At 56.8% G+C, this 22,981-nt stretch carries 22 protein-coding genes; 8 read left to right on the top strand and 14 right to left on the bottom strand.

The genetic code is table 11. The features are described from left to right. Window positions 1–11 precede the first annotated feature (11 nt). From leuD to ACIPL2_RS26195, 3 genes are all read right to left on the bottom strand, one after another. On the bottom strand, window positions 12–659 hold the full coding sequence (gene leuD, locus ACIPL2_RS26205) for a 3-isopropylmalate dehydratase small subunit (protein WP_401361236.1): 648 nt from the start codon (window positions 657–659) through the stop codon (window positions 12–14). A 10-nt stretch (window positions 660–669) separates the two neighbouring features. After that, window positions 670–2,088, bottom strand: a complete 1,419-nt coding sequence (leuC, locus tag ACIPL2_RS26200) for a 3-isopropylmalate dehydratase large subunit (RefSeq protein ID WP_401361234.1) — start codon at window positions 2,086–2,088, stop codon at window positions 670–672. Between the two features lie 221 nt (window positions 2,089–2,309). Continuing rightward, window positions 2,310–3,656 carry a dicarboxylate/amino acid:cation symporter gene (locus ACIPL2_RS26195; protein WP_401361232.1) on the bottom strand — a complete coding sequence of 449 codons (1,347 nt, stop codon included), beginning with the start codon at window positions 3,654–3,656 and terminating at the stop codon, window positions 2,310–2,312. A gap of 189 nt (window positions 3,657–3,845) precedes the next feature. Here ACIPL2_RS26195 and ACIPL2_RS26190 point away from each other — a divergent pair, with 189 nt between their 5' ends. Further along, window positions 3,846–4,787: a LysR family transcriptional regulator gene (locus tag ACIPL2_RS26190; RefSeq protein ID WP_401361231.1), complete on the top strand. Its 942-nt coding sequence runs from the start codon at window positions 3,846–3,848 to the stop codon at window positions 4,785–4,787. 98 nt (window positions 4,788–4,885) lie between these two features. Here the strand turns inward: ACIPL2_RS26190 and ACIPL2_RS26185 are convergent, their stop codons facing one another. The 8 genes from ACIPL2_RS26185 to ACIPL2_RS26150 form a co-directional block, all read right to left on the bottom strand. Next, window positions 4,886–5,797 carry a transporter gene (locus ACIPL2_RS26185; RefSeq protein ID WP_401361229.1) on the bottom strand — a complete coding sequence of 304 codons (912 nt, stop codon included), beginning with the start codon at window positions 5,795–5,797 and terminating at the stop codon, window positions 4,886–4,888. Window positions 5,798–5,888: 91 nt separating this feature from the next. Then, window positions 5,889–6,950: an NADH:ubiquinone reductase (Na(+)-transporting) subunit F gene (locus tag ACIPL2_RS26180; protein WP_401361227.1), complete on the bottom strand. Its 1,062-nt coding sequence runs from the start codon at window positions 6,948–6,950 to the stop codon at window positions 5,889–5,891. A gap of 17 nt (window positions 6,951–6,967) precedes the next feature. Next, the gene (locus ACIPL2_RS26175) at window positions 6,968–7,327 is read right to left on the bottom strand and encodes a phenol hydroxylase subunit P4 (RefSeq protein ID WP_401361225.1); all 360 of its coding nucleotides are present in this window, start codon (window positions 7,325–7,327) and stop codon (window positions 6,968–6,970) included. A 124-nt stretch (window positions 7,328–7,451) separates the two neighbouring features. Continuing rightward, the gene (locus ACIPL2_RS26170; RefSeq protein WP_401361223.1) at window positions 7,452–9,008 is read right to left on the bottom strand and encodes an aromatic/alkene/methane monooxygenase hydroxylase/oxygenase subunit alpha; all 1,557 of its coding nucleotides are present in this window, start codon (window positions 9,006–9,008) and stop codon (window positions 7,452–7,454) included. 46 nt (window positions 9,009–9,054) lie between these two features. Beyond that, entirely contained in the window at window positions 9,055–9,327 is a 273-nt protein-coding gene (locus ACIPL2_RS26165) for an MmoB/DmpM family protein (RefSeq protein WP_401361221.1), read from the bottom strand. Continuing rightward, window positions 9,324–10,319 carry an aromatic/alkene monooxygenase hydroxylase subunit beta gene (locus ACIPL2_RS26160; RefSeq protein ID WP_401361219.1) on the bottom strand — a complete coding sequence of 332 codons (996 nt, stop codon included), beginning with the start codon at window positions 10,317–10,319 and terminating at the stop codon, window positions 9,324–9,326. Before ACIPL2_RS26160 ends, ACIPL2_RS26165 begins: the two co-directional genes overlap by 4 nt. Before the next feature lie 17 nt (window positions 10,320–10,336). Beyond that, window positions 10,337–10,612, bottom strand: a complete 276-nt coding sequence (locus ACIPL2_RS26155) for a phenol hydroxylase subunit (RefSeq protein WP_401361217.1) — start codon at window positions 10,610–10,612, stop codon at window positions 10,337–10,339. Between the two features lie 160 nt (window positions 10,613–10,772). Continuing rightward, complete coding sequence (locus ACIPL2_RS26150) at window positions 10,773–11,078, bottom strand: hypothetical protein (RefSeq protein WP_401361215.1); 306 nt, start codon at window positions 11,076–11,078, stop codon at window positions 10,773–10,775. Here ACIPL2_RS26150 and ACIPL2_RS26145 point away from each other — a divergent pair. The 4 genes from ACIPL2_RS26145 to ACIPL2_RS26130 all read left to right on the top strand — a co-directional run bounded on the left by ACIPL2_RS26145 (window position 11,071) and on the right by ACIPL2_RS26130 (window position 15,581). Further along, window positions 11,071–12,768, top strand: a complete 1,698-nt coding sequence (locus ACIPL2_RS26145) for a sigma 54-interacting transcriptional regulator (protein ID WP_401361213.1) — start codon at window positions 11,071–11,073, stop codon at window positions 12,766–12,768. The two genes, ACIPL2_RS26150 and ACIPL2_RS26145, sit on opposite strands and share 8 nt — an antisense overlap. An 18-nt stretch (window positions 12,769–12,786) precedes the next feature. Next, window positions 12,787–13,749: a LysR family transcriptional regulator gene (locus ACIPL2_RS26140; RefSeq protein ID WP_401361211.1), complete on the top strand. Its 963-nt coding sequence runs from the start codon at window positions 12,787–12,789 to the stop codon at window positions 13,747–13,749. A 139-nt stretch (window positions 13,750–13,888) separates the two neighbouring features. Continuing rightward, window positions 13,889–14,536: an HD domain-containing protein gene (locus ACIPL2_RS26135; RefSeq protein WP_401361209.1), complete on the top strand. Its 648-nt coding sequence runs from the start codon at window positions 13,889–13,891 to the stop codon at window positions 14,534–14,536. Between the two features lie 43 nt (window positions 14,537–14,579). Then, window positions 14,580–15,581 (top strand): MBL fold metallo-hydrolase, encoded by a 1,002-nt coding sequence (locus ACIPL2_RS26130; RefSeq protein ID WP_401361207.1) that lies wholly within the window; start codon window positions 14,580–14,582, stop codon window positions 15,579–15,581. Between the two features lie 170 nt (window positions 15,582–15,751). On the opposite strand, the gene ACIPL2_RS26125 is transcribed toward ACIPL2_RS26130, so the two are convergent. From ACIPL2_RS26125 to ACIPL2_RS26115, 3 genes are all read right to left on the bottom strand, one after another. Next, complete coding sequence (locus ACIPL2_RS26125) at window positions 15,752–17,200, bottom strand: amidase (protein ID WP_401361205.1); 1,449 nt, start codon at window positions 17,198–17,200, stop codon at window positions 15,752–15,754. A 158-nt stretch (window positions 17,201–17,358) separates the two neighbouring features. After that, a complete protein-coding gene (locus tag ACIPL2_RS26120) occupies window positions 17,359–18,690 on the bottom strand; it encodes an MFS transporter (protein ID WP_401361203.1) in 1,332 nt (443 codons plus the stop codon). 179 nt (window positions 18,691–18,869) lie between these two features. Further along, the gene (locus ACIPL2_RS26115) at window positions 18,870–19,826 is read right to left on the bottom strand and encodes an AraC family transcriptional regulator (RefSeq protein WP_401361201.1); all 957 of its coding nucleotides are present in this window, start codon (window positions 19,824–19,826) and stop codon (window positions 18,870–18,872) included. A gap of 482 nt (window positions 19,827–20,308) precedes the next feature. Between ACIPL2_RS26115 and ACIPL2_RS26110 the strand changes: the two genes are divergently transcribed. The 3 genes from ACIPL2_RS26110 to folD all read left to right on the top strand — a co-directional run bounded on the left by ACIPL2_RS26110 (window position 20,309) and on the right by folD (window position 22,979). Next, a complete protein-coding gene (locus ACIPL2_RS26110) occupies window positions 20,309–21,676 on the top strand; it encodes an OprD family porin (protein WP_401361199.1) in 1,368 nt (455 codons plus the stop codon). A gap of 93 nt (window positions 21,677–21,769) precedes the next feature. Continuing rightward, window positions 21,770–21,979, top strand: a complete 210-nt coding sequence (locus ACIPL2_RS26105; protein WP_401361197.1) for a hypothetical protein — start codon at window positions 21,770–21,772, stop codon at window positions 21,977–21,979. Window positions 21,980–22,052: 73 nt separating this feature from the next. Beyond that, window positions 22,053–22,979 carry a bifunctional methylenetetrahydrofolate dehydrogenase/methenyltetrahydrofolate cyclohydrolase FolD gene (gene folD / locus ACIPL2_RS26100; protein ID WP_401361195.1) on the top strand — a complete coding sequence of 309 codons (927 nt, stop codon included), beginning with the start codon at window positions 22,053–22,055 and terminating at the stop codon, window positions 22,977–22,979. The last annotated feature ends 2 nt before the right edge of the window (window positions 22,980–22,981 follow it).

The following is a 22,981-nucleotide window of genomic DNA, read 5'->3' as shown; positions in this document are numbered from 1 at the left end:
TTTACATCAACTCAACAGCCGTCACGGAACAACCACGGCTGGCTGGCTCGATGCCTGTCTTCGAACGTTGCGATCGCGTCACCGTCCTGCAACGTCAGGCCGATGTCGTCCAGACCGTTGAGCAAGCAATGTTTGCGGAACGCATCGATTTCAAAACTCAACACCTTGCCGTCCGGACGAGTCACCGTCTGGGCCTGCAGATCGATCTGCAACTGGTAACCCGGATTGGCCTCGACTTGCTGGAACAGTTCGTCCACTTCAGCGTCGGTCAAGATGATCGGCAGCAAGCCGTTCTTGAAACTGTTGTTGTAGAAAATGTCGGCATAGCTCGGCGCGATGATGCTGCGAAAACCGTACTCTTCCAGTGCCCACGGCGCGTGCTCGCGGCTCGATCCACAACCGAAGTTCTCACGGGCCAGCAGCACGCTGGCGCCTTGATAACGCTCGGCGTTGAGGATGAAGTTCTTGTTCAACGGCCGCCTGGAGTTGTCCTGATACGGCTGCCCGACATCCAGGTAACGCCATTCATCGAACAGGTTCGGACCAAAACCGGTGCGTTTGATCGACTTCAAAAATTGCTTCGCAATGATCTGATCCGTATCGACGTTGGCACGGTCCAACGGCGCGACAAGGCCGGTATGCTGGGTAAAAGCTCTCATGCAGGGTTCCTCAAATCAGTTCGCGAACGTCGATGAAACGACCGTTGACGGCAGCGGCCGCCGCCATGGCCGGGCTCACCAGGTGCGTACGGCCACCGGCGCCCTGCCGCCCTTCAAAGTTACGGTTGGAGGTCGAGGCGCAATGCTCGCCCGACGCCAAACGGTCCGGGTTCATTCCCAGGCACATCGAGCAACCGGGCTCGCGCCATTCGAAACCGGCTTCGAGGAAAATCTTGTCCAGGCCTTCGGCTTCGGCTTGTGCCTTCACTAGGCCCGAGCCCGGCACCACGATGGCCTGCTTGATGGTCGACGCTACTTTACGGCCCTTGGCAATCACGGCGGCTGCACGCAGGTCTTCGATCCGCGAGTTGGTGCAGGAGCCGATGAACACGCGGTCCAGCTGAATGTCGGTAATCGCCTGACTCGCCGTCAACCCCATGTATTTGAGGGCGCGTTCGATGGAACCGCGTTTGATCAGATCCATTTCCTGCGCCGGGTCCGGCACGTTCTGATCGACCGCCAGGACCATCTCGGGTGATGTGCCCCAGCTGACCTGTGGCTTGATCCGAGTGGCGTCGAGCTCGACCACGGTGTCGAACACAGCATCAGCGTCGGACACCAGGTCTTTCCAGGCGTCGACTGCCATGTCCCATTCCGCGCCTTTCGGGGCGAATGGACGGCCTTTCACGTAGGCCACGGTTTTTTCGTCAGGTGCCACCAGACCGACGCGAGCCCCGGCCTCGATAGCCATGTTGCAGATGGTCATGCGGCCTTCGACGGACAAGTCGCGAATGGCGCTGCCGGCGAACTCGATGGCGTGGCCGTTACCGCCGGCGGTGCCGATCTTGCCGATGATGGCCAGAATGATGTCCTTGGCGGTCACCCCGAACGGCAATTGGCCTTCGACCGCTACCCGCATGTTTTTCATTTTCTTGGCGACTAGGCACTGGGTGGCGAGCACGTGCTCGACCTCGGAGGTGCCGATACCGTGCGCCAGCGCACCGAACGCGCCGTGGGTGGCGGTGTGCGAGTCGCCGCAGACCACGGTCATGCCCGGCAACGTCGCGCCCTGTTCCGGGCCGATCACGTGGACGATGCCGTGGCGCACGTCGTTCATTTTGAATTCGGTGATGCCATATTCGTCGCAGTTGTCGTCCAGCGTCTGGACTTGCAGGCGCGAGACCTGGTCGGTGATGGACTCGATACCGCCCTTGCGGTCCGGCGTGGTCGGCACGTTGTGGTCGGGCGTGGCGATGTTGGTATCGACGCGCCTGGGTTTGCGCCCGGCCAGACGCAGGCCTTCGAAGGCTTGCGGCGACGTCACTTCGTGAATGATGTGACGATCGATGTAAATCAGCGCCGACCCATCATCGCGCTGCTTCACCACATGCGAATCCCAGAGTTTGTCGTAAAGCGTTTTGCCAACCATCAAACTATCCTCATTTGCTTTTTTATAGATGCCAAAAACCGCTGGCTACTGAATAACCAAACTTCCGATTAATGAGTTTCTCTAAGGCCACAGTACGGCGCGGAAGTTGATCAGACGCACAACACTTCTGATCAAACTGCCCATCAGGTTTAAAAACAACTGAACTACTTAAAGAGGGACTTAATAAATTCTCTCTGCGCGCACGCAGTAATTGTTAAGTTCTACGAAGCCCGGTTTGTTAAATCGTTCAATGCGCCCCTGTTGGCAGTCGACAATTTCGTGGCCTGGGGCGGTGCGTCGCCACTGACTTCTTCCGGTGCCTCGCCATTGAGTGCCTTGTTCATCTTGCAGGCATCCAGCGCGCCGACCCACTTGGCGATGGCCATCGTGCCCACACCGTTGCCAATCGTGTTTGTAATCCCCCGCGCCTCGGACATGAAGCGGTCCACACCCAACAGCAACACCATGCCAGCCACCGGAATCGTGTTGAGCGACGCCAGGGTGGCCGTCAGGATAATGAAACCGGCGCCCGCCACACCGGCGGAGCCCTTGGAGGTAAACATCAGCACCGCCAGCACGATCAACTGGTCAGACAATGTCAGCGGAATGTTTGTCGCCTGAGCGATGAATATCGCTGCAATGGTGTAGTAGATGGCTTGTCCATCGGGATTAAAGGTTAAACCGGCGGGAATGATCAGCCCTGCCACCGGTTTTGATACGCCCGCTTTTTCCATTTTCGAGATCATTTGCGGGAGTACCGATTCCGATGAACAGGTGCCCAGCACGGTAAACAGTTCTTCCTTTATGTATTTCAGGAACTTCCAGAGGCTGAAGCCGCTGTAACGGCAGATCGGGCCCAACACGAAGATCACGAAGACCGCGCACGTGAGGTACACGCAGGCCACAAGCTTGCCCAGCGAAAACAGCGAGCCAAATCCGTATTTCCCGATGGTGAAGGCGATCGCACCAAAGGCTCCAATGGGCGCCAGGCGCATCACCATGCTGACGATCCGGAACATGCCATGCGTCAGGCTTTCGAGCACGTCCACGAACAGTTTCCCACGTGGCCCGGCATGCGCCAGGGCGACCCCCAGCAACACCGAGAACAACAGAATCTGCAGCACATTCCCCTTGGCGAAAGCATCGACGATCGTGTCGGGAATAATGTTCATCACAAAATCCATGACCGATGTGTGCTTCGCCGCCGTGGTGTAGGCGCTCAGGCTTGACGTGTCCAGCGAGGCGGGGTCGACATTCATGCCGGCGCCGGGTTTGAGCACATTGACCACCACCAGGCCGACAACCAGTGCCAAGGTGGAAACCACCTCGAAATAGATCAAGCCGCGCAAGCCGACCCGTCCCAGGTCTTTCATGTTCTCCATGCCCGCAATCCCGGTGACGACCGTCAGGAAGATGACCGGGGCCAATAGCATCTTGATAAGTTTGATGAAGGCGTCGCCTAACGGCTTGAGCGCCGTGCCTGTTTCAGGAACAAGTACCCCGACGATGGCGCCGATAATCACGGCGAGCAGAACTTGTATATACAGTTTTCCAAGCATTCTCTTCATTACAAAGCCCTGAATTTTTATTGTTGTCAGAAGTTCCCGAGGCACCGGCTTTGGACCGTCCCGAGTCACGCGGATTATTTCGCTGCACCTACTGACCAGGCTGTTCAGTAAGGCGTGAACGAAGTATATATAGTGAACACCACGCTGAGAGTTACTTCGAATTACTACTTACTTAACTATGAGTTACTAATGAGCCAGACCCTTGATCTCGCTTTTTTTCATCTCCTGGCCGAGAAAGGCAGCCTGGCTGCAACCGCTCGGGAGCTGGGGGTAACGCCACCGGCGGTGAGCAAGCGCTTGAGTGCGCTTGAAGCACGACTGGGCATTCGCTTGGTCAACCGCACCACCCGTTCGATGAGCCTGACAGATGAAGGCGAGATGTATTTCAGCCATGCCGAGCGCATCCTCACCCAGATCGACGAGGTGGAGCAGATGGTCAGCAGCTGCCGTGCCACCCCCAAGGGCCTGATACGGGTCAACGCGACCCTGGGGTTTGGCCGACGCTACATAGGCCCCGCCCTGGCGGCTTTTCATACCCGTTATCCGGAGGTCAAGGTCCAGCTTGAAATCAGCGACCATCCTTTGGATCTTGCTGCCCATGGTTTCGATCTGGCCATTCGGATCGGCGCCCTCCCCGATGCGGCTTTCCATGCACGCAAGATAGCCTCCAACCGCCGGCTGCTGTGCGCATCGCCCCTGTATCTGGAAAAGCATGGCATCCCCACGCGCCTCGCCGACCTGCAACACCATAGCTGCATTTTCCTGCGCCAGAATGAAGCGACTTACGGCGTCTGGAGCTTTACCAGCGGCGAGCGCACCCAGAACATCAAAGTGCATGGCGCGCTGAGCTGTAATGACGGTGAAATCGCCATGAACTGGGCCTTGGACGGCTACGGGATTCTGCAGCGTTCCGAGTGGGATCTCGCCCGCTATATACGCAGCGGTCGCCTGCGGCTCGTATTGGAAGACCACACAATGCGAGCTGATATCTATGCGGTTTATCCGCAGCAGCTGCACCTGTCGGCAAGAGTACGCAGCCTGATCGATTTTCTCGTCGAGCGCTTTGCCAACATGGATAACCTGAGTGACGACGCTGGCCATCCTGATCTTGCAAAAATGACGGGGGGATGAGCACGCACGCGAATTTTTCGTTGCTGCGTCCCCGATTGAAAGCTCTGGTAAAAACGAGGATGTCGATCATGCACCGTCGAACATCCTCACAAGACCGATCAAAAAGGGATCGTCAACTTCATCCAATAGGCATTACCTTCTGCACGGTTACGAACCTGGGTCTCCTGCTCCCACTTGGCAGTCAGGAACCAGCCTTTATCGCTCGTATATTTGACCGACGGGCCGATGGCTATCGCTCGCCCCTTATTGTCTTCGACGCGTTCACCGTCTTGCCGGTCGTCCGTGGTCTGGTGAAGCATGTAACCGCCCACGCCGACCACCCATCCATTACCCAAGCCCCAACCTACGGCGTAATCCACATGCAGTTCCTGACCAGAACGGTAGTCGGTAGCGTCATTGCGCTGGTTGAAGTCATACATGATTTTCGCATCGACGTTGAGCCCGTTCGGGTCGACGTAGGACACCGCCACCACCGGTTCAACCACCCAGTAATTGCGCCCGATATTGGCCAGGTCGCCGCGGTCGTACTCACCCGACGGCGCAATAAAGTCCAGGGCGAAAATGCTGTGCAGCTTTTCACTATGATGAAAGCCGAGCGCCGGGCCGAAGATGATGTCGCCCAATCCCTGTTTACGCTGCGACTGGCCATTGAGCTCAACCTTGAGGTCAACCAACGGCACAATGGCGTGGAAGGCCAGACTTGCACCCAGCACCTGCTGCTCGGTGACCCAGATCAAACGCGGCGCAACGGAGTTTGCCCGCACCCTGAAATCGACGGGCACTTTTTCACCCTGATTGCCGCGCAAGGCGTCGGCTTCGTAGTGACCGACATAGAATTGCGAATACAACCCTGGGGGTGACATGGCGCCGGACATGTAGTTTTCCGCCCCCATCGGGTAGGAAGAGCCACCGCCTTCGGTGGCATGGACCCCGGCACTGGCAGCCGCCAGCAGGCTCAATCCGGCACGGCACAGCTGACTCGCACGCTTGGTTCGCACTACTGTTTTCATCGGTTGATGACCTTTTGTTGTTTTTATAGTCAGCCGGACCCCGCTGGCCGTCGGGAGGCCAGCAGCGTCCTGCGTTTTATTGCGGGGGAACTCAGATGCGTTTGAACAGCGCTGAGCGGGTGCTTGGGGTGGCGCCATCGGCGGCGCTGTAGAAGCGCTCCATGAAGATGTCGCGTTCAAACAGCCGCCCTTGCATCAGGCAACTGATGGCTGAATCGATCATCACCGGCGGGCCACACAAATAAGCTTTGCGGCTGCTGAAGCGACCGTCGAAATGTTGTTTCGCGGCGTCATGCACATAGCCTTTGAAGCCCTTCCACTCGGCGTCCTCCGCCGCTTGGCTGAGCGCGGGCACGTAAGTGAAGTTGGCATGATCACGAGACAGCGCTTCGAACAGTTCGTGGTTGTAGAGTTCAGCCCGGTTGCGTGCCCCCTGGAACAGCACGATCTGCCGCGTATCACCCACCTCCAGCAGGTCGAGGATCATCGATTGCGGGCTCGATAGCCCCGAGCCTCCAGCGATGAAAATCAGGTCGCCGCTTTGCGAGGTGCGGACGAAAAACTGCCCATACGGACCGGACAATTCCACCGCGTCACCGACCTTCAAGCCATCGTGAATCCGGCCGGTGGCCAGTCCACCTTCGACCCGACGCACGTGCAACTCAACTTCATCGGCGCGGCTCGGCGGATTGGCCAGCGAAAACGCCCGTGTGCCTTCAACCCCGGGCAATTGCAGGTTGATGTACTGACCGGCCTGGAACGCCATCGGCCGATCGAGCTTGAGGTGAACGCCCTTGATGGTCGGCGACAGATCCACCAGCGCACTGACCACCGCGCGGTAATCCTCGACCGGATGCCCAAGGAAATCCGGATCGGCGTCGATATCCGCCTCGATCACCATGTCGCTCTGCGGAATAGCACAGCATGCCAGCAGCTTGCCTTCGTCGCGTTCGATGTCCATCAGCGCAAAAGACGATGCCGCGCCCAGGTCCGCCTCACCTTCCAGCACCTGGACCTTGCACGTGGCGCAGGTGCCATGGCCGCACGCAAATGGCAGCCATACGCCCTGGCGCAATGCCGCCTGGAGAATGGTCTGGCCTTCCTCCACTTCAATTTGTTCGCCCGTGGGTTCGATGGTTACTTGGTAGCTCATCACCGTGTCCTCAGTTCTTAGTTGAAGGTGCCGGCAATGCCGTTCAAGCCAGGTGTATTGAGGTGCAACAGGCTTTTGTGGTCGATGCCGTTATCGATCAGGCTGGCCGTGTTGTCCGGCGTGAAGGGTTGATCGTTCAGGCGCCAAAGCACCTGGCTGAAATCGACCTGCTGTGCATCCGGGTGCTGGGAAATCGAGGGTTTGACCACCTGCTCGATGAAGTCAGAGAACGGCATCGCCGGGGGCAGCGGGAAGGTAAACGGCGCGCAAAACATCAGGTGCTTTTCCCAGCACAGGTACACCAGTTGCAGGCCATGGAAGTTTTCCTGGCGGTCCAGCGGTTGGGCCTCATAGGCACCAATGGAGGTCACGGGCATGATGGTTTCCTTATTGTTGTCAGGGGAAACGGCTGGCTGGCGAAGGCGGCGTGTCAGTCACTGAAAGCGGTGAATGTCCTGGCCTCTTCGCGGGCAAGCCCGCTCCCACAATGATTTCGGTTGATCAACCGGCCTTTAGCAGGTCCGGGTCAACAGGCGTTGCCGGAGCGCTGTTGCGATCGTTCGGGTGCCAGTCCTGCCAGCGTCGATGCTCGCTGGAACCCAGGTATTCGAAGTTGTCCTGGCCAGGGTTGATGTTGTAGTAGTCGCGCACCACCGACTCGACATCGCTGCCGCCGCAGTTGCCTTGCAGAATCTGGTGCACCGGCAGCCAGGCCTGGATGTATTTGGTCGGCTCGTACTCGAAAATGTCGCAGCAACCCTGGGAGCAGAAGTGATAGCGCTCGCCCTCGTGTTCGGCACTGCGATGGCTGAGGGTGGTTTGCTCATCCGGCTCACCGAACGACAGCGGGATCTGGCAGATCTGGCACAACATCGGCAGGGTCGGGTTGTAAAATCGTTCGCCCTTCTCTTGCAGCGCACGCCAGTGTTCAAACCGTGGCCGATAGATTTTGTCGAAGGTGTCCGGATACTTTTCCGAAAGCCAGTCCAGTTCTTCGTCGGTCGGCATCCAGGTGTGAAAGTTGGTCGCCTGGCTGTACTGGTAGAAGATTGACCAGGCCTGATGGCTGACGTGATCTTTGGCGATGTTCGCCTCTTCGACATGCTTGGGCGGACGGATACCGTAGCGCTCCAGGTCCTTGAACAGCGCGCCACCCGCCTCTTCGAAATACACGCCCCAGGCTTCGGACCAGGACATGACCTTGTTGGGCAACATGTAGTCCATCATCATCCCGACCAGCGTCAGCAAGCGGTAGCCGCGCCAGAACCATTTGTCGATCCAGCGCTGGATGATCGGCACGTTGTCTTCGTGCTGCTCCAGCAGGAACTTGATCACCTCAAGGCCCAAAGTCATGTGTCGGGCTTCGTCGGACTGCGCGGAGAAACCGAAGGTCACCGTGGCCATGTCGCCGTTGAATGCAGCGCCGGACATGAACGGCACGAACAGCAAGTTGGTGAGCACGTACTCGAACGAAAACGAGATCGCCGTGAGGAACTCGAAAGGGCCGGCCGTGCGGGCATCTTCGAAGAACGATTTGGGCACCGAGAGGAACCACACACGGTCGTGCATGTGGGCGAAATCATGCAGGCCATTGAAGTGCTTGTTGTAGTGACTCATGGCGTGAATCTGAGTCTGCACGTGACGCAGTTCGTCGATCGCCTGCATCTGGCAGGCAATGCGTGCACCGGCGCCGCTGAACTGCCGACCGACTCGTGCGAAACCCTGGTAGGCCTGGTATTCCAGAGGCGTAACCCCCGACAGAAACAACTTCAACGCGTTGACATAACGGGCGTCCGACAGTGTGGTGTGACCATTGTTTTGCGAGAACGCATCGAAGATCGCGTAAAGCTTTTTCTCTTTCTCGGCCTGGTACTTCCAGTAGGTGTCCATGGTTAGGCGGAACGGGTCTTCCCACTTGTCCCAATCAGTGATCTTGATGCCTTCAAAGCGTTCGTGCGGGTAGATGTCCTCGTGGGTCTGGTAACTCGGTTCCCAGTCCAGATCGCGGGTCATGCAGCGGTATTTTTCTTTGGCATTAAGGCGTTTTTTCACGGCCATGATGGCGCTCCCGAATTCTTGTTATGGATCAAACCCTGACTGGCGATCAACTGTTCCAGTACAGGGAGAAGCTGTCGTCCTCTTCCACGACGTTGCCGCCGAGGGTGATCACGTACATCAGCATTTCCTGGATGTCCCAGTGACTGCCGGTGAGTTGTTCGACGGTCTCGCGACGAATGTCCAGCCGCCCCTTGGCCTCGATGCGGATCATCGATGGCTGGTGCTGGATCTCGGCATGCGGGTTGTCCTGGACGATTGCGTCGACGATCGAGCGCGCGTAGTCGGTGTCCTGCAGGTTCATGTAAACGAGGGAAGTCATGCGCGGGCTCCTGTCAGACCGATTTTTTTCAGGCGTGCGCTGAATTCGGCACACACTGCGTCCAGCGCGCAATCATCGAGGCCCAGGCCTGCCAGTGGAGACAACGCCTCAACGGAGCGGCCACGCCAATGATCGATCCAGCCCTGGACCAGCGCCTTGTTGGCGGGACTTTCGTTGATCACGGTCTTGAGCAGCGCATCGACCCAGCGCTGGCTTTCGGCGAACCACAGGCGCATGAACTCGGTCAGCATGCCGACCTGGCCGGCGCCGTTGGCCGACAGTTGCTCGTCGAGTTTGTGGAACAGCAGCGGGTAAACCAGGCCGTCGCTGACCAGGTTTTGCGCCACGGTCAATTCAAACCAGTCGCGCACCACCAGCGTGTCTTCGACATAGCGGCGCAGGCCTTGCCATGCCGGGTCGTTCAGCCACTGTTGCTTGGCCTGGGCCAGCAACAATACGTCGCCGTCATCAAGCATCAGGCCGATCCGCGACAGGTACTGAGCGATACCCAGGCGATCCATCGCCTGGAACATGTGCATCTGCGTGACGCTGGTGCCAAAGCCGTCCGCGGCAATGTTGCTGTTGTTCATGTTGGCGCCCATTTCGGCGTGCCGAAGGGGCAACAACAGCTGGCTGATCAGCTGGACATTCCGGGCGGACAGACCGGCGAGCATGTCGCGCTTCTCACAGAATGCGTAATCGTGCTCGGCGTTTTCCTGCATCTTGGCCCGGGCCTGAACGTACGCACCGTAGTAGTACTGACGCGGGTCGCTGACGGCGTACCAGTCGGCCATGACCACGGCCGTGCGGGAGGCGTCGTTGAGCAGTTTGTCCGGCTGCCACAGCGGCCGGTAATGGAAATTGGTCGCGGACTCCAAGTCGAAGCTGGCTTCCTGATAGCGGCTGGCAACCTTGTCGCCAAACCGGCGACGCGTGTGGCTGAACGTATTGCGGATCGTCTCGACGGTGGTCGTCTTGATCTCGACACTCATGGCGTGGACTCCTGTAATTATTGTTGGGGGTCGTGGTCGGCTTCGGCGCCACGGGTTTCGCCGTAGCGCCACTTCTGCGCATCGGCGTCGAGGGCGTGGGACATTTGAGCGTTCATGTGCTGGACGTGGTGGGCTTCGCAGAACTGCTTGAATGCTGGATGCGGCAACACCAGCTCGACATACAGCTCGGGATAACCGATGGCGAAATCAAATTCGACAAAAGCATCGCCCGGCTCACTGCGGACACGGACGTATCGCGGCATTTGATCAAAGGTGCTGCCAGATGGGCTCATGCTCGGGTGACTCCTTTGTTGTTATGCAGGGGTACAGAGCAACATGAGTGCCAGCGCAGCGCATGAAATCCAAATGATTCAATAAAACCTTTAAAAACAATTTGTTATATGAGCCTCTAGCGCCAACTTGAGCACTCAGCGAGGCCGTTGGGGAGCGATATCAGCTCGATGAATTGATCATTTGATCAACCCCAATCCGGTCATTCGAGCAAATGACCAATCGGGAAATGAACAGCCCGATACCCGACGCATCAGGCATGAGGTTGCCCGTCAAATCCGGCTGTGCATCGTTGAATATCCATTTGACTTTCAGGTGAAATTCGGGACGTTCTATATAGGAACTTTCAGCGGAACCGAGCCATCGCGAACGTTCTGACACGGTGCCTCGATCACGCCCCAGCCAAGGCGTCAGGAACCCAGTCATCCCCACAAACAAAAAGACATAGGGGTGTATTTGCATGACCATGAAATACCGAGCCTCTGAGCATTCCGCGCTGCTCAAGGATCTGACCGATCGAATTCATTTCCTCGGTAGCGAAGGAAAGATTTGGCTTGATGAGCAACGCATGTTGCTGATGCAGGTTTCGGCAATGGCATCGTTTCGCCGGGAATTGCTTGAGATGATCGGCGAAGAACGGGCAAAGGGGTTTTTCCTTCGTCTGGGCTATCAGTCCGGGCTGAAAGATGCGGAGCTGGCGCGAAAGCTGCGACCCAATGGCAGCGACCTAGATATGTTCCTGACAGGACCTCAGTTGCACTCACTCAAGGGCATGGTCAACGTGCGTCCGGTGAAGATGGACATCGATATCGAGGCTGGCATCTTTTACGCCGACATTGAATGGATTGACTCTTTTGAAGTGGAAAACCACCAGAGTGAACAACTGCATTCCGATCAGCCGGTTTGCTGGATGCTGCTCGGATACGCCATCAGCTACTCATCGTTCTTCATCGGCCGACAGATCATTTACAAGGAAGTCAGTTGCCGCGGGTGCGGAGACAAGATGTGTCGGATCATCGGCAAGCCAGCCGAGGAATGGGAAGATGCCGAGACGTTCATGCGCTACTTCCAAAGTGATTCAATCATCGACGAATTGCACACCCTGCAGCTTCAAGTCGAGAACATGAACGAGCGCCTCCAGTTGCGTGCGGGGCAGTTTTACGGCATTGGTCGTTCGGCGATATACCGCAAGACCTGCGAGCTGATCGACAAGGTGGCCCCTGGCAAAGCCTCGGTGTTGCTGCTGGGTGAAACCGGCGTCGGCAAGGAAGTCATCGCTCGCAGCCTGCATCTGCGAAGCGAACGCGCTGGCGGCCCGTTCATTGCCCTTAACTGCGCAGCCATTACCCCGGACCTGATTGAAGCCGAGCTGTTTGGCGTCGAAAAAGGCGCCTACACCGGCGCTCAACAATCGCGCATGGGCCGTTTCGAACGGGCCCATGGCGGCACTTTGTTTCTGGATGAAATCATCGAACTGACACCTCGGGCCCAAGCCAGTTTGCTGCGCGTTTTGCAGGAGGGTGAGCTTGAGCGAGTCGGCGATAGCCAGACCCGCCATGTCGATGTACGTGTCATCGGTGCAACTCACGAGGACCTCGGCCAGGCGGTGAAAGAAGGACGTTTTCGTGCCGACCTTTACTACCGGTTGAACGTCTATCCCGTCCGGGTTCCCGCGCTGCGTGATCGTCGCGAAGACATTCCGCTGTTGATTGAGCACTTCCTCGAAAAGCTCCATTCGAGCTATCAGAAAAAAACCCTCGGGCTTTCGGATCGTGCCATCGAGGCCTGCTTGCGCTACGACTGGCCAGGTAATATTCGCGAACTGGAAAATCTTATCGAGCGTGGCGTGATTATCACCGATAGCAACCAGAGCATTTCAGTAGAGGCACTGTTCCCGCACCTGTCCGACGAGGCCTACAGCATTGGTTTGTCGAGTGAAGGTCATTTGGTCAGCCAGCAGTTGCAGCCAACGGACGAATGGGTGGGCCGGCTGCTCGATCTCGGGGTGAGCCTGGAAACCCTGGAGGAGCAACTCCTGCAGGGTGCCATGGAGCGGGCCGGGCAAAATGTTTCAGAGGCCGCGCGTCTACTGGGAATGACACGACCTGCGTTGGCCTACCGCCTGAAGAAGCGGCCGGTCCCACCGCTTTCAACTTGAGTGTGCTGGTGATTTGAAATGAAAAATCTGGACTTGAATTTGCTCCGGGTGTTTGACGCCATCATCCGCGAGCGCAATGTGCTCCGTGCGGGCGAGGCGATCAGTCTCAGTTCGTCAGCGGTCAGTCATGCACTTGGCCGGCTGCGGGTGTTGCTCAAGGATGAGCTGTTTGTGCGCACGGCTGCCGGGATGGCGCCGACGGTTCGGGCACTGGAAATGGCGCCTCTGGTGCGCAACGCACTGGTAAACATCGAGCGTGCGGTCGGGCCTAGAGAATTCGAGCCAAGCCTTACTGAGCGCCAGTTCTGTATTGCCGCGACCGACCATATGACCGCGGTGATCCTGCCGAATTTTTTGCGAGCGATATCCGACATCGCTCCCCATGCAAGTATCACGGTGTTGCCGGCGAGCAGGATTGACCTGACCGCGCAGATCGATGTGGGTCGCGTGGACATCGCGCTGGGTTCTTTCGCCAGCGTCCCTCATCGACTGCGCGAGCAGGTGTTGTTCGAGGATCGAGACATGATGGTGGTCGCCACGGATCATCCGCTGGCGGGCAGCGAGATTGGCCTGGAGGAACTGTCAGACCTGCCGTTGCTGGTGGTGTCGACGGGTGGCTCGGAGGATGGCCTGCTGTCAGAACGCGGCTTGACGCGGCGCACCGAAATGTTCGACCGCAAGGCGCTGACGGCGGCGTTCCACTCGATCGGCAAATACCCCGAATTCAAGATTATCCAACCGCATTTCCTGGCGGTGCCGAGCCTGCTGACAGGTACATCGACCGTCGCGATCGTGCCCGCCACGCTGGCGAAGCTGTTCCGCCAATCAGGCTCTGCCTCCCCTTCGGAGTTGCCTTGGCAGGCGCCGCCAAGCACCGTGCAGATGGTCTGGCATGAGCGCCAGACGCATGATCCGGGGCACCAATGGCTGCGCAAAATGCTGACAAATGCGGTACAGCGTGTGACGGATCTGGATTCGTAGTCGATCACTGAAACATAGCGCTCTCACAGTGCACGGCATGCATTTTCATTTGATGAAAATTGCACTTCATCAACCAAAATCCGGCGTCGTAGGGTATCGAGGTCTGAAGAAGTCTGCCTACCTGGAAACATAGAACATCATGGCACTGAACGATATTTTCGATGTGCGAATTCCCGACAGCACCCTGGCGCGCGAGCTGACCCAGCTGATTCGCGACACCGAAAGTGCATTGCTGTTTTCCCACTCCACACGCGTCTACTTTTGGGGCGCCCTGATCGGTCAAAGCAAGGGTCTGCCCTTTGACCCGGAACTGCTTTACGCCGCATCGATGTTCCATGACATCGGCCTGACGTCGAAGTACCAACACAGCCAACTTCGCTTTGAAGTGGATGGCGCGAATGCCGCGCGTGACTTTCTGCGCAGCCATGGCCTTTGCGGGAGGGATCTGGAAAAAGTCTGGAACGCCATCGCGCTGCATACGACGCCGGGCATTCCAGAGCACATGGAGTCAGAAATTGCCCTGCTGCAGGCCGGAGCGGGAATGGACGTAGCGGGACGTGGCTTCGAGCAGTTCACTGACGAACAACGTGGAGCGGTGATCGCTGCCTATCCCCGCGAACCCGATTTCGCCCACAAGATGATCGACGAGTTTTATCACGGGATGAAGCACAGGCCGGCCAGCACATTCGGGACCTTCAACGACGACTTCCTCGCCTTCAAGGACCCGGACTTCAAGCGCACAAATCTGTGCAGCATCATTTTATGTTCGCATTGGGAACACCGTTAAAGCCGTCAGTCTCCGCATGCCCACTTAGTCAACGAGCACGAAAATGAACCCCGTTAAAAAACGCACTCACCTTGGCAAACACTCAGCCACGCTATCTGCCGACTTTTTACTGAGAGCGGCGATCGCCACCGCCTCACTGTTTGGCGCGAGCATGACGTTCGCTGCCGAAGAACAACCCGTTCAAGATGACTATTTCCATACCGGCGCGGGAAGTCATTATTTGCAGCGTGCAGACAACGAGATCATTACCCACACGCTTCGAGACAACATCAGTGTGCTTGAGGGTTCTGGCGGCAACATCGTTGTGTTGTCGGGTAAAGAAGGCAAGTTTCTGGTCGATGCGGGCATCAGTAAATCCCGGGACAAAGTAAAAGCGGCGTTGATGAAGATCAGTCCGGCGCCGGTTAAGTATGTGGTCAACACCCACTGGCACTGGGACCACACTGACGGAAACGCCTGGATGCACGAAGCTGGCGCGACCATCGTGGCTCAAGTCAATACGTTGAAACACCTGTCGCAAACCACTCACGTCGATGATTGGAACTGGACATTCCAGCCTGTACCGGCAGGCGCGCGACCGACTGTTCTGGTCCAGGACGAAAAGACCTTTACCTTCGCGGGAAGCAACATCAAAGTCGAACACTTCGGTCCCGGCCACTCTGACGGAGACCTGGAAATCTACTTTGAAAAAGCCGATGTCCTGGCGATGGGCGACACGTTCTGGAATGCAGGTTATCCGTTTATCGACAATCAGGACGGCGGCAGTATCGATGCCGCGATTAGCTGGGCCAGCAAAGCCATTGAGCGCACCACCGATCACACTGTCGTGATTCCCGGTCATGGTCCGGTGGGAACGCGGGCACAACTCATAGCGTTCCGCGATATGTTGGCGGGTGTACGCGACAACGTGCGGCAGCTTAAACAGCAGGGTAAATCGCTGGACGAAGTGATCGCCGCAAAACCTTCTGCTGCCTTTGATGAGAAATGGGGCAACTTCGTGATCAAGCCGGATCACTTCGTCAAACTGGTGTATGCCGGCCTGTGATCCCCCTATGAACACGGGTGCCGGCGAGAAAGAGTCATTCTAAAAAAGGCGAGACCCGAACGATGCAACACCAGGGTCTCGCCAGACCGCCCAAGGTGAGCGAGCGGTAATGGGACGTTTTTCAAATAAGGCGAATAAGCACTCGATTTGGAGATCCAGACATCGCTCGATCAAAAGGCACTGTGCAGATTGGGCATATTGACCTCTCGCTCAATGACGCTTCCCGCAGCCAATAGACGTTGTTCGCGAAAGCTGTCAGCGACGAGTTGAACGCCCATCGGGAGACCATCGACTACACCAGTTGGAACATTCAGACCAGGCAAACAGAGTGCTGCAACAGTAATAAGCGGGCTCTGGTCCACTAACACACGCATCATGTCCTCTGTCGAACCCAGATCGTCCCCCCACTTCATTGGCAATCGGCAAGAGGTTGGCATGAGAATAAGTGGATAGCGGGTCATGAACTCATTCCACTGCCGACGCAGTTGATCCCGACGTGCGATGGCTAGCGCATAGCCCTCAAGATCAATCTGAGGGGCGCCCGCCATCATGTTTTCAACAGAGCGCTGGATGACGTCATCACCTATCGCCTTCACACCGGCAAACATCCCCATACGCGCTTCCGTCATCACAATCGATTGCCAGAGTTCTACGCCCTCAGTCATTCCAGGAGGCGTGGCTCGTTCGACTGCATAACCTGACGCTTCCAGGATATGGGCCACCTTGTTTAACGCAGCTTTGATCGCCGGCGCTAAAGAACTGCCTGGAATTTCATCGACCAAGGCAACGCGCACTGCCGTCGAATCATCCGGGTAATCCATTTGCGCTGGCACCCACAGGGGGTCACGACGATCAACGCCGGACATCGCAACCAGTCCGAGGCGCACATCGCGAATACGCCGAGCGAGCGGACCTTGAGCAGACATGGTTTGCAATCCCAAATAGCGCATACCGGTGGTGGGATGGAATGCCGGAATACGCCCCGGTGTGGCACGCAATCCGGCGAGACCATTGACATAGGCCGGGTAGCGAATGGAGCCGGCAATGTCAGTACCCTGCGCCAACGGACACATGCCTGCGGCGACCGAAACCCCTGCCCCGCCACTCGATCCCCCAGAGGTTACCGCTTCATCCCAAGGGTTGAGCGTGCGCCCGTGCAACGGGTTTTCAGTAAACCAGCGAAACGAGAACGGCGGCGTGTTAGTGCGGCCCACGTTAATCGCGCCGGCTTTTCGCAAATTGCTGACAACGGTACTGTCACTCGGCGCGATTCGTTCTGCGAAAGCAGGCACGCCATTGGTGGTGGCTTCACCTTCAACGTCGACATTCAACTTGATGGTCACTGGCACACCGTGTAACGGCCCCAGGATTTGCTGATTGCGAACTTGCCTGTCGGCCACATCAGCATCCAGCAGCGCCCGTTGTCGATCGGCAAAGACGATGGCATTCAGATGAGGATTAACCGCGTCGATACGTTCAAGGCAGCTTTCAACCGCCTCTCGGCTGGAGATTGTCCCTCGACGGATATGTGCAGCCATGTCCGCGGCATCCCACCGCCAGATTTGATCCGCAAGGTCGGCGGCGCACGTTACAGCCTCATCTTTCATCGGTTTTTTCATCAACTGGCACTCCATTGAGGTGGTCTGATCGAAGCGTTGGCTGAGAACCCTGGTCACCCACCGGCAACACTTCTCCCGACATTGCATAAACGTCTGTGAGTGGCGTTGGGGTGTCAGTGGTTAACAGCGATGTAATCAACGTGCAGCGCTTGTCGGCGTCAGACCGCTTGAGTCGAACCTTGCGCCTTGAGTGTGACTTTGCGGGGGCGCACGAAACACATGGCGAGCGCGGCCACACAGCCCGGTATGGCAAATACGATGAAGTTCAAATGCAGCGGCAGCTGGATATTGACCAGGACGCCACCGAGAAGCGGACCACTGATGGCTCCACTGCGGCCGATACCGGAAATCCAGCCCAAGCCTGTGGTGCGAATACCCATCGGAAAAAATTCCGCGACGCAGGAGTAAGCCAGGATTTGAGTACCAATCGTGGTGGCACCGGCAATGAAAATCAGCGTATGCAACATTGCAGTCGGGCTCTTAAAGCCCAGGAGGCTGATTGATGCGGCGGCCAGCAGAAAAAATACGATCAGAACCCTGCGCAAGCCCAGGCGGTCACCCATCCAGCCGCCACCGACGGCACCGAAAATGGCGCCGACATTCATCAGCAACAAAAAGCTGAGACTCGACCCAAGGCCATAACCGGCGGTGATCATCAGTTTCGGCAACCAGGAATTAAGTGCATAAATCATCAGCAGGCAGCAGAAAAACACCAGGCACAACATCATCGTGCCAAGACCCCGACCTTCACGAAATAACTGCATAACTGGCGCGCCGGGAGCCTTCAGGACAGGCATGACAAATTCATCGCCCGGCAATGATTCAAAGGTGGGTTCGACTCGATGCAAGACCTCTTTGGCTTTCGCTTCGTGGCCTTGCCGGATCATGAAACCAACCGATTCCGGCAGATAGCGCAAAATCAGCGGTAACAGGATCAAAGGGATGGCCGCCACGTAGAACACCGACTGCCAGCCAAAATTCGGCAATAAAACAATGCCTAACCCGGAGGAAAGAATTCCGCCCACGGAGTACCCGCTGAACATGATCGCCACCAGCGTCCCGCGGATTTTCTTCGGGGCATATTCACTCATCAGTGCGACGACATTGGGCATGACGCCACCGATGCCCAACCCGGCCAGAAAACGACATAGACCGAACTCAGTGGTGTCACGCGCGAAACCATTAAGCAGCGTGAACCCACTGAACAACATCACACAAATGGCAATGATCCATTTGCGCCCGACCCGATCGGAAAGCGAGCCGAAAACAATGGCGCCCAACATGGCTCCGAATAGCGCGTAGCTACCCAGCGCGCCGGCTTGCAGCGGGGTCAGTCCCCAGTCTGTCATCAACGCCGGGAGTACAACGCCGTAGATCACAAGGTCGTAGCCGTCGAAGACGATGATCAACGCACACCAGAACAGCACTCGCCAATGAAAGGCGTTGAATTTCGCCTTATCAATGACCTCATTGATGTCGATTTTTCGCATGGCACTCAACTCTTTTTGTTGTTGTAGGGGACCTGACAGTCACGCCATTTTTTTCAGGCAACACCATCGTAGGACGGGGTGCATTCAGCCTATATCCGCTGATCGCAGTCCTTTATCCGTTTTTGACAGTTGGGTGTTTTGAGAAGGGAGCGACGTTCAACCAATGCCGGGCGGCAGGCTTACTGGCGACGCTTGAGGGTGTCAGTCGGTAGCTCGCCAAACTGTTTGCGGTAAATCTCGGAAAATCGCCCCAAGTGCAGAAAGCCGTAATCCATCGCAAGCTCGGTGACGTTGCGGTACCCGCATGTCGCATCGCTGAGGCAGGCATGTACCCGCTCCAGCTTTTTCTGCCGGATATAACGATTGGGTGTCAGCCCCACCGTGCGCTCAAACAGACCATAGAGTGATCGAGGACTCATGTGAGCCTGCCGGGCCAGTTCTTCACTGCAAATATCTTCCTTGAGGTTTTGCCTGATGTAGTCGGCTATCTGGTCAAACGTAGCGATGGATGAATTCAGTTCCGGGCGAGTCAAATTCGTGCGCATCAGCATGAGCAGCTTTGTCGCGACAATCTGCATGTAAGACGCTTGAATCCGCGGCATCTGCTCCGGCGCCTCGGCCTCTGCACAGACTATGCGCAACAGTTCGAAAAAACCCTCGAGCTCACTCATCCGGTAGCATGATTCAACAAATCGCAGGCCTTGACCGGGTGTCAGCCAGCGCTGATCTCGACAAATCGACTCCATGACCGTCGACGGGATCTTCAGGATGAATTTTTCGCAATCGGCCGAACTCGTCAGATCGACCCGATCATCAGGATTGATGATCAGTAACTGCCCTGCACTCAAGTAGTGCTCCTGGTGGTGGTTGCGCCACAGACAATGACCCCGTAACAGGACCTGCAAGTGATAAAAGGTTTCCAGTGCGGGTGAGGTAATCCGCACATCAGAGCCATAGCTGATACGGCATAGATCAAGGTTGGCAAACTTGCGGTGCAGAAGACTCGATACCAACGCCTGTGATCGCGAAAGATGAATGCTATGGGTGCCCAGGTGTTCGTTCACATAACCTGAAACCGCATAAGGGTCAGCCAGGTTGAACACGGCGCTTTGTTGATTTGAAAGTAGCTGTTCCATCTCTCGGTACTCTAATCATCGGCTCGGTGCCCCAGTGCTGCCGCGGCACGGCACTGCCCACGACACCGTCAGTCATGAAGTTCCGCCTCCCGTCCGAAGGCGTCAAGCGCCATTGCAATACCCGATAGTACAAACCGCCCAACGGCAGATCCCTCCTGTGTATCGCGGCAACGGTGCCCTTATACACCTTTGCTTCCCTGCCCCATTCGAACGCATAGAAAGTGTGTGGAAAAGGGATACAGATCTGCAGGAACTGGATACTGCCCCTCCAGTGCCGGGCTTAATTTCGATACAACGAATAAATATAAACACGGGAGGTATCAACCAAGCAGCCACGTTAATCAGATGAGTTCACTCGTTGATTTTAAATCTTCTATATGAGCGGATCGACACACCCTTCTGCCTGCCTGAACGCAGAATAAGTGCTTTGCCTGTAATTCACCCGTACGTCCCAATAAAAATAAAGACATGGCGCAAAGAACATGAAAACCACTACTACGCACGCCGTTGCAAGTTCGGCCTATCGGCACCCATTGAACTGGCTGACACTATTGATCCTGTCCTGCGGACTGGCCTGCACCGCGTCAGCTGCCGGGTTCGTCGAAGACTCGAAAGCCACACTTGAATTACGCAATTACTACTTCAACCAGGATTATCGCAATGGCACGGCAGCCCCCTCGAAACAAGAGGAATGGGGCCAGGGTTTTATACTCAATTACTCATCCGGCTTTACCCAGGGACCGATTGGTTTGGGTCTGGATGCCTTGGGTATGCTGGGCATACGCCTCGACTCCGGAAAAGGTACGCACTACAACCCCACGAGTACAAACCAGGCCGGATTTGTCTTCCCCACCGACGGCGATGGCCGCGCAGTGAGTAACTTCAGCAGCCTCGGCCTGACTGCCAAAGTGCGCGTTGCAAAGACCGAGGCCAAACTCGGTACGCTGCGACCAAAAATGCCAATCCTGGTCATCAACGACGGTCGCTTGTTACCGGAAACCTTTGAAGGGATGCAGATTACTTCGCAAGATTTTGACAATATTACCCTCACGGGCGGCAAAATCGAAAAGGTCAAAAGCCGCACATCCTCCAACAACGAGAACCTGGCCATTTCAGGCGCAGGTGGCGCAGCGGGTAAACGTAGTAACAAGTTCTACTTCGCAGGTATTGATTACAAACTCAATCCGAACTTATTGCTTCAGTACTACTACGGCGGCCTCGAAGACTTTTACCAACAACATTTCCTGGGAATGGTCCATAACCTCGCTTTGCCGGTCGGGAATTTGAAGAGCGACCTCCGTTTCTTCGACAGCCGCCCGGATGGCCGCAACCGTAGCCAGGCAGGTCGGCAGGAGGGATACCGCAGTAGCGGGTATCACAACGATGGCGAAGTCGATAACCGCGCCCTGGCAGGCATGTTCACCTACTCGGTGGGACCTCACTCTGTCGGCCTTGGCTACCAGACGCTGAGCGGCTCCAGTGACTTTCCGTTCGTCAATCAGGGTGACGGTTCGGCGACCTATCTGATCACAGACAGACAAACCGGGGCCCGCTTCCAGCGTGCCGGCGAAGACACTTGGGTCGCACAATACGGTTTCAATTTCGCGAGCGTCGGTATCCCCGGGCTTACTACGCTGGTGACCTATCAACGGGGAGATAACGTTAAAACCGATAGGGGCGATCAGCATGAATGGGAACGCAATATTCATTTCAACTACGCATTCCAGGCTCCGGTGCTTAAAGGTTTGAGTGTGTCACTGCGCAATGCAACGCTACGCAGCACCGTACCCAATCAACGCGATATCGATGAAAACCGGGTATACATTACTTACACTCGCGACTTGTTCTAACCCCGCAACGTTGCTGCCCCTCTTATTCAATACGTCGACGCCCTGGGCCGCACCAATGAACACGGTGCCCCCACGGCGGCGATGTGGACCGACTTGTCCTTCAATCTGTTGCTGATGCCGACTACGTCTCAATTTCGCTGCATCGAACGTCAGCTGCATCTTCTTCAACTTCCTAAACTTGCGATGCTCAGCGACCTGTACGTTCAGGCCGATGCCGCGCTCACACGAGCAGGTTGGTTGCCCTATGTCACGCTCATCGCCGGCGTGCTGGTGGTGTACGATTGCCACCAACTGGTAACCTGAGCCCCTGGTTTCATGCCGCTTACGGACCATCGAGGCGCTACGGCGTCTCGATGATCACCTCGATATTCTTTTAATGACGGTGACGCATTTGAACAGCAATACCCCACCACTGGCCCGGAATATCGACGGTAAAGCCATTGCCGCCAAGGTTCTGGAGGAAGTCCGCGAAGAACTTCAGGTCCTGGCCGGGCAGCAGATTTTTCCCGCATTGGCGGTCCTGCTGATCGGCGACGACCCGGCCAGCCATGTGTATGTGCGCAACAAGCTGCTGCGGGCCAAGGAAGTCGGGATTCGCTCCCTTGAATACCGTCTGCCGGACGACGCCAGCCAGGCGCAAGTACTGGAACTGATCGCCCAACTGAACGCCGACGCCACGGTGAACGGCATTTTGGTGCAGTTGCCCTTGCCGGGGCATATTGACGAGGCGGCGGTGATTCATGCCATTGCCCCGATCAAGGACGTGGACGGTTTTCATCGGGAAAACGTTGGCGGTCTGGTGCAAGGCATGGAAGTCCTGACGCCGTGCACACCCAGCGGCTGCATGCGTCTGTTGCACGAAACCTGTGGTGATTTGAGCGGCATGCACGCGGTGGTTATTGGCCGTTCGAACATTGTCGGCAAGCCGATGGCGACCTTGTTGTTGCAGGCGCATTGTTCGGTCAGTGTGGTGCACTCGCGTAGCGTCGATGCCCCGGCGTTGTGCCGACTGGCGGATATCGTGGTCGCGGCGGTAGGTCGTCCTGGGCTGATCGATGCTAGCTGGCTTAAGCCTGGAGCGGTGGTGATTGATGTCGGTATCAATCGCATTACCGACGAATCCGGTAGTCATCTGGTGGGTGATGTCGATTATGCCAGTGCGCGCACGGTCGCCAGTGCGATCACGCCGGTGCCTGGGGGTGTCGGGCCGATGACTATTGCTTATCTACTGAAGAACACGCTGATTGCCAGTCAGTTGCAGCGCGGCGTTTTGGGCTCGGGGCCTTTTGCGGTCGGTCAGTGAGC

The sequence above is a fragment of the Pseudomonas sp. NPDC086251 genome (genome assembly GCF_044746405.1).
Classification (GTDB): domain Bacteria; phylum Pseudomonadota; class Gammaproteobacteria; order Pseudomonadales; family Pseudomonadaceae; genus Aquipseudomonas.
This window is presented reverse-complemented; position numbering and strand designations above follow the sequence as displayed.